Source organism: Pseudomonas sp. Hz4 (assembly GCF_054898165.1).
The window spans coordinates 3,064,647-3,076,656 of the sequence record NZ_CM142719.1 but is presented as its reverse complement, the minus strand read 5'-3'; the positions used below and the strand labels follow the sequence as shown (position 1 = coordinate 3,076,656).

Below are 12,010 nucleotides of genomic sequence, written 5' to 3'. Positions count from 1 at the left end.
TTACCTCTCTCTTTGTTGGAATTGTCAGAGATGGTTTGAGCTGCAATCTTTCAGGCGTTATTGAATCCTCGGGCCCTGACCGAACGCCTCGTCAACCTTGGCGAGGTCCTGCTCGCTCAAGGTTCCGGCGTAGTAATGCAACTTGGTCCAGGCCATCAAGTAGTCATAACGTGTCTGGGCCAGGTCCCGGCGGGTGGTGAAAAGTTGTTGTTCGGCGTTCAGCGCATCGAGGTTGACGCGTTCACCGCCAAGGATGCTTTGCCTGGTCGACACCACCAGCGCTTCGGCGGAAGCCAGGGCTTTCTGGTAGGCCCGCAGTTTGCTCACGCCCGACAGGCAGGCGCTGAACTGCCGACGCAGCTCGATCAGCGTTTCCCGGGTCTTGCCGTCCAGTTCGTATTCGGCCTGCTCCATCGTGCGGCTGGCCTGGCGCGTCGAGGCCGAGACCCCGCCACCGGCATACAGCGGCACGTTGACTTCGATGCCGATGGTATTGGTGTCGTAACGCTGGTTGTAGGTGTTGCCGCTTTCCGACTCGTTCTGTCGCACTGAGGCGTAGGCACTGACTGTGGGCAGGTGCCCGGCGCGGTTGCGTTCAACCTCGTAGCGCGCCACTTCCACGGCCTGGCGTTGGGAGGCCAGATGGGGGTTGTTGGCCACGGCCAACTCGTGCCAGGTGTCGTAATTGGCCGGTTGCAGGACGAAGGTCTGGAAATGCTGGTCCAGCGGCGCCAGGTCGCCGATGTTGATCGCCGGCACGCCAATCAGCGCGCCCAGTTCTCGTAACGACGCGTCCTGCTCATCACGGGCTTCGATTTCCTCGGCCGTGGCCAGTTCATAGCGGGACTCGGCCTCAAGGATGTCGGTGCGTGTGCCCTCGCCCTGACGAAACATCTGCTCGTTCTGCTGGAACTGCTGCTCAAAGGCTTTTTTCTTGGCCTGGGCAATGTCGATCTGATCCTGAGCGAACAGTGCTTTGGTGTAGTTCTCCAGCACCCGAACCAGCATCTCCTGGCTTTTGCCACGAAAGTTTTCATCGGCGAACAGCGACTGCGCCACGCCTTTGCGATATGCCGCGTAGGCCTCGTAGTCGAGCAGCGGTTGTTGCAGGGTCAGGGTCGAGCCGTAACTGCTGTAGTTACGATCATCACTCTGGCTGCGACCGCGATCGTTCAAGTACGTCACTTTGGAGGTGTTACGGCCCTTGTTGTAGTGGTAACCGAGTTTCGGCAACAGCCCGGCGCGGCCGATGGCGCGGTTTTCAAGGCCGGCATCGCGTTCTTTGATGGCGCCGAGAAACACCGGATCGTTGCGCAACGCTTGTTCGTAGACCTCGAACGGCCCCATGGCCAGCACACTGTTGCAGGTCAGCAACGCCAGGGTTGCGGCGAGCATGGAAAGCTTATTCATACTGCGGAACATCCTTATTCCTCGGTCAACGCGGAACCTGCCCGGTCGAGCAGCGGTTTGAACAAATAATTGAGGAGGGAACGTTCACCGGTGCGCACGAACATTTCCGCTGGCATGCCGGGCTTGATCACCAGGCCGTTGAGTTTTTCCATGGCCTGGTCACTGACGCTGCTGCGCAGCACGTAATACGGCGCACCGGTTTTTTCGTCGATCATCTGGTCGGCAGAGATCAGGCTGACTTCGCCGGGGACGCGCGGCGTGCGGCTCTGGTTGAACGCCGTGAACAGAATGTCCACCGGCAAGTGCGTGCCGACCTTGTCGACCAGGTTGATCGGCAGGTGCCCTTCCACCTCCAGACTCGTCCCCTGAGGCACGATCTCCAGCAGAATTTCGCCCTGACGCACCACCGCGCCCACCGTGTGAACCCCGAGGTTGACCGCGATGCCATCGGCGGTGGCGATGATCTCGCTGTGTTGCAGATCGAACCCGGCGGAGGTCAGTTGCTCTTCCAGCGTTACGCTTTTCAACTGCGCATCGGCCAGTTGGGTGCGGACTTCTTTCTGGTATTCCTCGATGTGCTGCTGCAGTTTCAGCCGCGATTCTAGAATGCCCTGCTCTACCCGGCCGCTTTCGCCGGTGTTTTCCGCCAATTGTTGCTGAACTTGCGACAGCTGACGCTGGTATTCCATCAACCGATTGCGCGGGATGTAGCCGTTATCCGCCAGGGGCTGAAGGTTGCTCAGCTGTTGTTGCAGAGAGCCGGCCTGGGCAGTCAGGTCAGTGCGGGCGCGGCGCATGCCAGCCAGTTGCGCGCTGGCGCCTTCGATACTGGCCCGCAAGGCGGCCTGTTCGCGGGAAAACGCTTCACGGCGACTGCTGAACAACTGCCGCTGGCCTTCGAGGACCAACGCCAGGCGTGGGTCGGGATCGTTGCTCAGTTCAGTGGGGAAATTTACCTGCCTGAGGTTGTCCCGTTCACTCTGCCATCGCGCCAAACTGGCCCAGGCCATGCGGTATTGCGCTTGCAGTGATTGCACGTCAGCGGCGACTTGCGTCTGGTCGAGCTGGAACAAAGGCTGGCCCTGCTTCACCACTTGGCCCTCGCGCACCAGAATCTGGCTGACCACGCCATTGCTCATCGATTGCACGGCTTTGCGCTTGCCCGACACCACGACCGTGCCTTGCACGGGAATGCCTTGGTCAAGAGGCGCGAGACTGGCCCAAGTGAAGAAACTGCCGGCGCCGACGATCGCCAGTATCCAGCCCATGCGGACGAAGAAACGCGCGTCGCGCTCAGGGCGTTCAGCGATGTAGTCGTGTTCCATCGTCGCTTCGTTTTGACTGTCCATCTGTGCGCTGCTCATACACCCGAATTCCCTGTCGAGGCCTGATACTGCCGGCTCATGCTGAGCCCACCCGGCGCCGCTTTTTCACGTTGTTGTTCCTGGGCGCCGGAGAGTGCCTTGAGCACGTCCTGGCTCGGGCCGAAGGCCTGCAAACGACCTTCGCTGAGCACCAGCAATTTGTCGGCCTGGGCCAGCGCGGAAGAGCGATGGGTGACCAGAATCACGCTGGTGCCCCGGGCTTTCAGGTGTGCAATGGCGCCAGCCAGTGCCGATTCACCTACGGTGTCGAGGTTGGAGTTGGGTTCATCCAGCACCACCAGACTCGGATTGCCATACAGGGCGCGCGCCAGAGCCACACGCTGTTTTTGGCCACCGGACAGTCCACTGCCGTCCTCGCCGAGCACCGTGTCGTAGCCCTGAGGCATGCGCAGGATCAGTTCGTGAACGCCGGCCTGCTGCGCGGCTGCAACGACTTTTTGCGGATCCGCCTCGCGAAACCGGGCGATGTTTTCGGCGATGCTGCCACTGAACAGTTCGATGTCCTGAGGCAAGTAGCCGATGTAAGGGCCAAGGTCGTCGCGGTTCCAGCGATGAATGTCCGCGCCGTCGAGCCGCACCGTCCCGCCAAGCGTTGGCCAGACGCCAACCAGCACCCGGGCCAGGGTCGATTTACCGGAACCGGACGCCCCGAGCACCCCCATCACTTCTCCCGCGCTGAGGCTGAAATTGACTAGGTGCAGGGTCGCCGCGCGTTGCCCCGGCGGGCCGGCACTGACTTGCTCGAAGCTGATCTGGCCTTTGGGCGCGGGTAGCGCCATGGCTTCGTCACTGGGCGGATAGGCTTGCAGCAAAGCGTCGAGACGGCGGTAGGCAAGTTTGGCGCCGCTCCACTGTTTCCATACGGCGATCAACTGATCGATAGGGCTCAGGACGCGGCCCATCAGAATGGAACCGGCGATCATCATCCCGGCCGTCATATCACCCTTGATCACCAGCAAGGCGCCAAGACCCAGCACCAGCGATTGCAGGCACAGGCGCAGGGTTTTGCTCAAAGAGCTGATGACGGCACCGGTGTCACTGGCCTGATTCTGCAGGCCGAGGAAACGTGAATGAACCTGAAACCAACGTTTACGCAACACCCCGAGCATGCCCATGGCCTGAATGGTTTCGGCGTTGTGCAGGTGACTCGTGGCCAGTTGGCTGGATTTTTGGGAAAACCCTGCCGCTTCGCCCAAGGGCTTTTTGGTCATGGTCTCGTTGAGGCAAGCCAGGCCGATCAACAGCACCGCGCCCACCGTCGCGAACACGCCGAGCCAGACATTGAACAGGTAGATCACGAACAGATAGATCGGAAACCACGGCGCATCGAAGAAGGCAAACAATGCCGGGCCGGTGACGAACTGGCGAATATGGGTCAGGTCCCCCAACGACTGTCCGGCGTTGCCTTCGCCCTTGAACAGGTTGCGCTCGAACGCCGCCTGATAGACCCGCAAATTGAAGCGTCGCTCCAGTTGGCTGCCGACGCGAATGACGATGAAGCTGCGCACAATCTCCAGCAAGCCAATGAAGGCAAAAAACCCGACGACCATTAATGACAACATGGCCAGCGTTGTTTGGTTTTGCGACGACAATACGCGGTCATAGACCTGGAGCATATAAATCGACGGAACCAGCATCAGCACGTTAATCAGTGCGGTAAAACAACCGACGCCAATCAGAATGCTCTTATAGTCGCCCAAGGCCTTAATTAAAGGTGCGGTGGCCGGGCTCTTTGCCATCTTCATGGATTCTTCCTGAGGTGTTATCCCTCGCCATACCTGGCGAGGTCTGTTTAATCTTATTTTCAAGTGCCGCTTACACTTCAATAACAACTCTATGTCGTCGACCAAGCGTTTCGATTATTGATCTGCGGCTTATAACGCTCTTGGTGGGCGTTGGACTTAATGCACGTCTCGCTGGAGCGTAATGATCAACCCGGATTTCAACGTGCTTTGATAAAACCCATCACGATGCCGACTGAAAAACAGCACTTTTGAGCCTTCAGGCCCAGTGATTGCAATGCCGTCAGGCTCCGTAAACCAACCGAATGTTTGCTCGCTTAGCCAGGCACTCAGGCACTTGGCACCCTCGCCCAGCGTTTGGTTTACTTGAAGTTCAAGGGTGCACACGTTTGACGGTTTGTCCTGCAATAACTGGGACGCTGGCGAGTCCTCTTTGGCGATCAGGGTCGCCTGCCATTTGCCGGCCAGCTCCGAGGGGTCTGCTAATTTCAGGCTGCTCGCCATGGCTAAATCTCCAAAAAACATCATGAACGTCGCCAATAGCCACGCGGTTGTTCTGCAGGTGAAGCCGTTATGGATCATAAGGCGCTTTACTCATCTCAAGGGGCAGAGAGCAGCGCGTCTGCGCTGCCCTCCTTTTTCACCTCACATCACGCAGCGATGTCGGAGTAAGCCGCCTGGCCCACGGTGCTGACCAGGAAATCAGCCACGCCATGACCGGAAAAGTCCACTGACAACAGGCTGTTGCCGCCCGAAGAGGTCAACACCGCATCGCCTGCCGCACCGGTGAACGAGTTCACGAAGTGCAGGCCTGCGCCTTTGGTGATGCCGGTCAGGTCGATCTTGTCCAGGCCGCTGACAAAGTCGAGGATCTGGTCGAATGCACCTGGCTTGGAGTCGTTGCTGGCTGCGAACACGAAGGTGTCCGAACCGGCGCCGCCCCACAGCTTGTCCGCACCGCCCGCGCCAAAGAGGATGTCGTTACCGGCACCGCCTTTCAGTTCGTTGGACACGCTGTTGCCGATCAGCAGGTCGTTGCCCGAACCGCCGATGGCATTCTCGAGGGTGACGCCCTTGGCGATGGAAACGTTACCCACCAAGCCGCCAACGTCGGAGAACGAGGCTTCATTGAGGTTGATCTTCTGGTTTTGGGTAAAGCCGGAGAAGTCCAGCGTGTCCTTGCCGCCCGCATCCCACACCGAAAACACAACCTTGTCCGACGACGAAGACGCGCTCAGGAAGTCGCGACCGGCGTTGGAGTTGAAGCCGTAAGTGGTGTCACCGGTACGGGTGGTGGTGTTGGCGCCGTAGAGCTTCTGGATGGCCGCGATATCGTCCATCAGCGGGCCGGACGAATAGGCTTCGACGCCGCCCTTGCTGAAGTTCTGGCTGGTATTGCTTTCACTCCAGTAGCTCATGACGCTGTAACCGCGGGTGTCTTGCCCGTAGGACGCGTCGTTGTAGGTCGGAGCGCCCTCGCCGGCGTTGTAGTCGCCAGGGTGGGCAAGGCCCAGGGTGTGACCGATTTCGTGGGTCAGGGTCTGCCGGCCGTAATTGTTCAGGTCCGGCGTCTTGTTTGGCGTGTAGCTGCTGTTGGTCAGGTACCAGGAAGAACCGTCGTAACCCGCACCCGTGCCTGGCAGATAGGCGAAAGCCGCCGCGCCATCCTGGCCGCCGCTGTAGTTGCCGAAGGTCATGTGACCGTCGCCGCCCGTGGCCTTATCGGTGAACGTGACATTGGCCACGTCGGCCCAGGATTGCATGGCCAGCACGGCTTGGCCTTTCTGCTGAGCGCTGAACTGGCTGAACCCGGTAATCCCGTGCTTGTTCATGGTGCTCGACGACGCCGAAGTGAGGAACGTGTAGGTGAGTTCGACTTTGCCGCTGCCGTCCTTGTCCTGGTAGGCAGCGCCATCGCGCAGCAATTGGGTCGCTGCCTGGTCGACGGAGAAGGAGGGTTTGCCATTGACCGTGAGGTTGCCACCCCGATCATATTGATGGCTGAAGCTATTGATCTGGTTGAACGCAGAACTGGATGCCGCCAATGCTTGCAGTGGCTGGAACGCCTGTTCGGCGGAGTCAATAGCGTTGTTTTTTACGTTCGACATAAACACACTTCCTTGTTTTGCTATGAACAGTTTTTTGTCAGACAGCGACAATCTCTGGCGAGATCGTCCTATCACTCGCCCAATGAAGGCGAAAGAAAACTGACACAATTTGAAATCAAACGTCTACATTTTTTTTGACTTCAAATTGAGTTGTTCCAGCAACTACCCGGAAACATTGCTTGTGCTGTCGAAATATTATTTGTAGTTGAGGGTTTCGAGGGGGATTGTCTGACAATCGGCTATGTAAAAAATCAAATTCAGGTAGGTTGGGTTTTGTTAGGTGTGTCTCAATTTCAAGGCTGAGTCTAAAAATGCTATTGCAGGTGCCATTAGTTGGGAAGATAGAAGGGAAGCATCCGATGTGGCTGCCCCCTTGACTCACAGGTCATTCAAATTGAAACGTCACATCGACATCGTAGGAAATGAACACTCTGGTGCTTGTTGTGAATGTGAGTTGTCCCTTGACGGCGTTTTCGGGGTGGCGTTCAAGCGTCACCTCACCCGAAATGGCCTTAAACACCTGCTCGCCCGGTTCTCCTTTTATTAGGGCCAGATGCAAAATTTTTGGGTCACCCACTGCAATGGAACCGGCAGGCTGATCACTTTTGCTGAGCTGCAGACTGACCTGCATATACTTACTTTCACCCTCGGGATCCTTCATGGAGCCATGAAATCGGAGCGTACCGTTCTGCTCATCGCGCCAGGTGCCTTCGGTTCTGAACGAATATTCGGTCTCGGTGTGACGGTTTTTCACCGTTCCCTCAATGACTCCCGTATTAGCATTTTTACCTGTCTGCTCTGTGATGCCGGACATGAGAAATTTCCTTCAATCGATTGGAAGCGCAGATTTGCACTCCCTGCCCTGGTATATAACGATAAATTTTAACGCTAGGCACCTGTTACAAATGACAGGTATAAAAAACAGGTTTCTTATCACGATTGCTCTAGCCAGAACGAAAAGGTCGGGCCTTAGCCCGTGCACCGCCCGACCCATCTCGTCAGCTCCCCGTCCTGATCTTGTTCCAAACCCGCGTACGAATCCGATCGATGTTCAGCGGCATCGCCTCCAGCGCAAACAATTTCCCCATCATCTCCGCGCTCGGGTAGACCTTGGTGTCATTCTTGATCGCCGGGTCGATCAAGCTGTCGGCCTGTTCGTTACCGTTGGCGTAGTGCACGTAGTTGCTGATGCTGGCCATGACGTCCGGGCGCAGCAGGTAGTTCATGAAGGCATAGCCGGCCTTTTCGTCCGGGGCGTCTACCGGCATGGCCACCATGTCGAACCAGATGGCGGCGCCTTCCCTGGGAATCGCATAGCCGATGTCGACGCCGTTCTTGGCTTCTTTCGCGCGCTTTTCAGCTTGCAGAATGTCACCGGAGAAGCCGACGGCCACGCAGATGTCGCCGTTGGCCAGATCGCTGGTGTACTTGGACGAGTGGAAATAGCTGATATACGGACGGACTTTCATCAGCAGCGCTTCAGCTTTTTTGTAGTCTTCAGGGTTTTTGCTGTGATGCGGCAGGCCCAGGTAGTTGAGTGCCGCCGGCAACAGCTCGGGGCCGTTATCGAGGATGGCGACGCCGCATTTCTGCAGCTTTTTCATGTTCTCGGGGTTGAAAATCAAGTCCCAGGAATCCACCGGCGCGTTATCACCCAACACCGCCTTGACCTTGGCGATGTTGTAACCGATGCCGGTGCTGCCCCAGAGGTACGGGAAGCCGTGTTCGTTGCCCGGATCGTTGGTCTGTAACGCTTTGAGCAATGCCGGGTTGAGGTTTTTCCAGTTCGGCAGTTGGCTCTTGTCGAGTTTCTTCAGCGCCACACCCTGAATCTGCCGCGCCATGAAGTGGTTGGACGGAAATACCACGTCGTACCCGGATTTGCCGGTCATCAACTTGCCGTCGAGGGTTTCGTTGCTGTCGAAGACGTCGTAGCTGAACGCGATGCCGGTTTCTTTCTGGAAGTTTTTGGTGGTGTCCGGGGCGATGTAGTCCGACCAGTTGTAGATCTTGACGGTCTCGGTCGCGTGGCTGAGGGATGCGATGAGCGCCAGTGGAGCCAGAGTCAGTGTCTTTCGGATCATGAGTCGATTCCTGTTTGGTTTGTATTCTTTTTATTGGAAAGCTGGCAGGCAATCAGAGGATCAAAAAATCAAAACGTAGGTCTTGCGCACGGTTTCCTGGATATCCCAGGTGCCGAGGCTGTTGGCTGGCAACATCAGTGCATCGCCGGCTTCTATGTGCAGGGTTTCACCGTCATCCGGGGTAAAGGTGCAGCGTCCCTGGATGAAGTGACAGAATTCCTGGGCGATGATCTGTCGCCGCCAGCGCCCGGGTGTGCATTCCCAGACGCCGGTTTCGACGCCATCGTCGCGCTCAACACTGGTGGTCGAGGCCACCGCCACGGGTATGCCCAGTGGTACGGCGACCGGGTTCGACGCTTCCAGCTTCAGGGTTGCAGTGTTCTTGAATTGCGTGATGCTCATGGGAGTACCTGTCGATTGAGCCGATAGATGAAGAGCGCGCCGTTTACTGCATGAAACCTTCCATGAAGCCGGCAATACCGCTGGCCAGTTTGCGACGCCAGGGTGCGGTGGCCGGGTTGGCCAGGGTCTGGTCTTCGTGGACAAAGCTGCGGATGATCGCGTTGTAACCGAGCCAGCGGCAGGGCTCCGGCTCCCACGCCCTGAGCGCATCGAGACCACCCTGGATGACCCACGGCTGGCGAACCCGCTCGGTGTCACGCTGCAGAATCAGATCCGCCAGGGTCCGGCCGCCCAAGTTGCTGGCACCGACGCCTTCCCCGCCATAGCCGCCGGAAATCGCAATGCCGCTCGCTTGATCGCAAAGCATGTGCGGCTTGAAACGCCGGGACATCCCCAGATTGCCGCCCCAGGCATGGGTAATCCGCACGTTCTTGAGTTGCGGGAAGAGTTCGCCGAACAGATAGCGCCGCAGCTCCACTTCGCTGGTGGTCAGGTCAAAGTCATGGCGTAACTTGCCAGCGAACTGATAACCGCCCCGGGCACCGAACACCAAACGGTTGTCAGCCGTGCGCTGACCGTACGTGACTTGGCGACTGCTTTCGCTGAAGGCCTGGCCTCGACTCAGGCCAATTTCATCCCACGTGGCAACGGATAGCGGCTCGGTGGCCACTATCAGACTTTGCACCGGCAACTGATAACGTCCCAACGGCGGCAAGGTGACCGAGTAACCTTCTACGGCCGGTACGATCCAGCGGCTGCGAAGCGAGGCTTTCGCCGTGCGCAGACCGCCCGACTGCCAATGGGTGACCGGACTGTTTTCGTAAATATTGACGCCCATTTTCTCCACCGCACGAGCCAGACCTCGCACCAACTTTGCCGGGTGAAGCGTCGCAACGTGCGGTGCATAGATACCGCCATAAGGTTTGGCGATTCTGATTTGTTGCGCCAACTGCTCGGGGCTGAGCCAGCGGTAATCGCTTTCGGTCAATCCCTGGCTGTAGAGCTTGTCGAGAGAGTGCCGAAGACTGGCTTCCTGTTCTGGATAGCGTGCGGCGCAATACAGCGCCCCGCCTTTGCGGTAATCGCAGTCAATACCTTCACGTTCGAGGACCGTCCCGACTTCGTCCGGGATGCTGTGCAGCAAATCGAAAGAAGCCCGGCGCTGTTCGGGCGGCAAATCGGCGAGCAAGCGGTCTTCGCCCAGCACATTGCCCATCAGCCAGCCGCCGTTACGCCCCGAGGCGCCAAAACCGGCGGTTTGCGCTTCAACGATGGCGATGCTCAGGTCGGGAGCCAGGCGTTTGAGGTAGTACGCGGTCCAGAGTCCGGTGTACCCCGCGCCAATGATGGCGACGTCGACATCCAGATCCTGCTCCAGCGAGGGACGCGCCAATAATGGCTCGTCGAGTTGGTCCATCCACAAACTGATAGTGCGCCACGCCGGCATGCAAGACTCCGCCACTCAAACTTCGATGACGTCGATCCTAGTGCGTGGACTTAGAGGCTGTCTTGCGCGCGTGCACGCAAAGAAATTTGTTTTACGTAGGCCTTGGGCGACTGGCCGGTGTGCTGACGGAAGCAGCTATAGAACGCCGACAGCGAATTGAACCCGGCGGCAAACGCCAGTTCGTCGATACGCAACGGCAGCGTGGCGCTATCCAGTGACGCGAGCAAATGCTGCAGGCGCGCCTGGTTGACGTATCGATAAAAGCTCTGGCCAAGCACCTGATTCAGCAGATAGGAAATCTGATTGCGGCTGTACCCGCACTCCTTCGCCACCCGTTGCAGGTCCAGTTCGGGATCGAGATAAGGCTGCTGGCGCTGAAAATACTGCTGCAAGTCTTCAGCCATGAAGCTCAGCTGGCGCGCAGACAGCCCGAGCCGACTGACAGCTGGGCGTTGGCTGCTGACCTTGCTGACGGGCTGCTCATGCACCAGCGAGGCGTACTCGTTGACCCGCCAGATCAGACCGTCACGAACGGTAATCGCCTCGCTGGCCCGGAACGACACCAGCCCTTCACCGCCGCGAAGGGTGATGCGGTACTGAATGAACGCCGTGTTGCCGTCCAAACGAATACGGTCCGTATGCTCCAGGGCTTCACCGGGATCTCGAGGCATGCTGCTGCGCACGTACTCACGTAATTCAGACAGCCCCATCACACGGTTCTGGAAGAAATCGCTGTACTGAATTTCTGGGTGATAGAGCGCCGTGACCCCGTCCAGATCCCGGTGTTTCCAGCGCAAGTGATAGCGCATCACCGTGTCGCCCGTGGCCTGGGTTTGCAGTGGACCATCATCAACGGCGTGCATAAAGGACTCGACGAGAAAAAGCCGAGCTTGCCGAAGTTTTGCGTCAGCTTCAATGGCCAATGAATGGCCAATCAGTGGTAGCCAGTTGCCGGAAATCTACCGTTCTCGTGACCTGCATCAAAAAAACTGAATCAATCGCTAAACGGACTGAAAAATCCACATTATTTTCACATCTGGATGCTACTTTTAAAGACGTCACCGGTTGAGCCATCGAAGGCTCTTCCCCTCCTAACATGAGCTAAAGGAAGCGCTCGATGAATAAGGCGGGCAACACATGAATAAAGGATTCAGTAAAGTCACGTTTCCAAACGCCTGCCAGCTGATGCGCTGGCATTTTCATCCCATGGGTTTCGAGGCGAGCATGGACGCGCCGGGCAGCATGATTGCCCGTCTATTTGACCGTGCCAGTGGCGAGACCATGATCGCCATCGCGGGTATCCCTTGCGCGACGGTAATGAATGCTGCGGATGTAGAACGAATAATCGAAGCGGTGGAAGATGAGCTTGAGGCTTTCATTCCGCCAGTCGCCCTCAGGAGCTATGCCTGAAGGCTGAACACTCAACAACAAG

Annotated in this window: 11 protein-coding genes; 1 reads left to right on the top strand and 10 read right to left on the bottom strand. The window is 57.8% G+C overall.

Annotated elements, in window-relative coordinates; all coding sequences use genetic code 11:
• Positions 1-57: 57 nt before the first annotated feature.
• From ACYZTR_RS13955 to ACYZTR_RS13910, 10 genes are all read right to left on the bottom strand, one after another.
• The gene (locus ACYZTR_RS13955; protein WP_461971715.1) at positions 58-1,422 is read right to left on the bottom strand and encodes a TolC family outer membrane protein; all 1,365 of its coding nucleotides are present in this window, start codon (positions 1,420-1,422) and stop codon (positions 58-60) included.
• A gap of 2 nt (positions 1,423-1,424) precedes the next feature.
• Entirely contained in the window at positions 1,425-2,759 is a 1,335-nt protein-coding gene (locus ACYZTR_RS13950) for an HlyD family type I secretion periplasmic adaptor subunit (protein ID WP_461979722.1), read from the bottom strand.
• Between the two features lie 11 nt (positions 2,760-2,770).
• Complete coding sequence (locus ACYZTR_RS13945) at positions 2,771-4,540, bottom strand: type I secretion system permease/ATPase (protein WP_461971713.1); 1,770 nt, start codon at positions 4,538-4,540, stop codon at positions 2,771-2,773.
• A 156-nt stretch (positions 4,541-4,696) separates the two neighbouring features.
• Positions 4,697-5,119 (bottom strand): AprI/Inh family metalloprotease inhibitor, encoded by a 423-nt coding sequence (locus ACYZTR_RS13940; RefSeq protein ID WP_461971711.1) that lies wholly within the window; start codon positions 5,117-5,119, stop codon positions 4,697-4,699.
• 68 nt (positions 5,120-5,187) lie between these two features.
• Positions 5,188-6,645: a serralysin family metalloprotease gene (locus ACYZTR_RS13935; RefSeq protein WP_461971709.1), complete on the bottom strand. Its 1,458-nt coding sequence runs from the start codon at positions 6,643-6,645 to the stop codon at positions 5,188-5,190.
• A gap of 385 nt (positions 6,646-7,030) precedes the next feature.
• A complete protein-coding gene (locus tag ACYZTR_RS13930) occupies positions 7,031-7,459 on the bottom strand; it encodes a hypothetical protein (RefSeq protein WP_461971707.1) in 429 nt (142 codons plus the stop codon).
• Positions 7,460-7,643: 184 nt separating this feature from the next.
• Complete coding sequence (locus ACYZTR_RS13925; RefSeq protein WP_461971706.1) at positions 7,644-8,729, bottom strand: polyamine ABC transporter substrate-binding protein; 1,086 nt, start codon at positions 8,727-8,729, stop codon at positions 7,644-7,646.
• A 60-nt stretch (positions 8,730-8,789) separates the two neighbouring features.
• Positions 8,790-9,131: a cupin domain-containing protein gene (locus tag ACYZTR_RS13920; RefSeq protein WP_461971704.1), complete on the bottom strand. Its 342-nt coding sequence runs from the start codon at positions 9,129-9,131 to the stop codon at positions 8,790-8,792.
• Between the two features lie 43 nt (positions 9,132-9,174).
• Positions 9,175-10,578: an NAD(P)/FAD-dependent oxidoreductase gene (locus tag ACYZTR_RS13915; RefSeq protein ID WP_461971702.1), complete on the bottom strand. Its 1,404-nt coding sequence runs from the start codon at positions 10,576-10,578 to the stop codon at positions 9,175-9,177.
• 50 nt (positions 10,579-10,628) lie between these two features.
• Positions 10,629-11,441 (bottom strand): helix-turn-helix domain-containing protein, encoded by an 813-nt coding sequence (locus tag ACYZTR_RS13910; protein ID WP_461971700.1) that lies wholly within the window; start codon positions 11,439-11,441, stop codon positions 10,629-10,631.
• Positions 11,442-11,715: 274 nt separating this feature from the next.
• On the opposite strand from ACYZTR_RS13910, the gene ACYZTR_RS13905 reads away from it, so the two are divergent.
• The gene (locus tag ACYZTR_RS13905) at positions 11,716-11,988 is read left to right on the top strand and encodes a DUF1652 domain-containing protein (RefSeq protein ID WP_033054957.1); all 273 of its coding nucleotides are present in this window, start codon (positions 11,716-11,718) and stop codon (positions 11,986-11,988) included.
• Positions 11,989-12,010: the final 22 nt, after the last annotated feature.

What these genes read in the sequence shown, in the direction of transcription:
- ACYZTR_RS13955 (WP_461971715.1), bottom strand. Translation starts at nt 1,422, where the DNA reads ATGTTCCGCAGTATGAATAAGCTTTCCATGCTCGCCGCAACCCTGGCG.
- ACYZTR_RS13910 (WP_461971700.1), bottom strand. Translation starts at nt 11,441, where the DNA reads ATGCACGCCGTTGATGATGGTCCACTGCAAACCCAGGCCACGGGCGAC.
- ACYZTR_RS13950 (WP_461979722.1), bottom strand. Translation starts at nt 2,759, where the DNA reads ATGGACAGTCAAAACGAAGCGACGATGGAACACGACTACATCGCTGAA.
- ACYZTR_RS13925 (WP_461971706.1), bottom strand. Translation starts at nt 8,729, where the DNA reads ATGATCCGAAAGACACTGACTCTGGCTCCACTGGCGCTCATCGCATCC.
- ACYZTR_RS13930 (WP_461971707.1), bottom strand. Translation starts at nt 7,459, where the DNA reads ATGTCCGGCATCACAGAGCAGACAGGTAAAAATGCTAATACGGGAGTC.
- ACYZTR_RS13920 (WP_461971704.1), bottom strand. Translation starts at nt 9,131, where the DNA reads ATGAGCATCACGCAATTCAAGAACACTGCAACCCTGAAGCTGGAAGCG.
- ACYZTR_RS13935 (WP_461971709.1), bottom strand. Translation starts at nt 6,645, where the DNA reads ATGTCGAACGTAAAAAACAACGCTATTGACTCCGCCGAACAGGCGTTC.
- ACYZTR_RS13915 (WP_461971702.1), bottom strand. Translation starts at nt 10,578, where the DNA reads ATGCCGGCGTGGCGCACTATCAGTTTGTGGATGGACCAACTCGACGAG.
- ACYZTR_RS13905 (WP_033054957.1), top strand. Translation starts at nt 11,716, where the DNA reads ATGAATAAAGGATTCAGTAAAGTCACGTTTCCAAACGCCTGCCAGCTG.
- ACYZTR_RS13945 (WP_461971713.1), bottom strand. Translation starts at nt 4,540, where the DNA reads ATGAAGATGGCAAAGAGCCCGGCCACCGCACCTTTAATTAAGGCCTTG.
- ACYZTR_RS13940 (WP_461971711.1), bottom strand. Translation starts at nt 5,119, where the DNA reads ATGATCCATAACGGCTTCACCTGCAGAACAACCGCGTGGCTATTGGCG.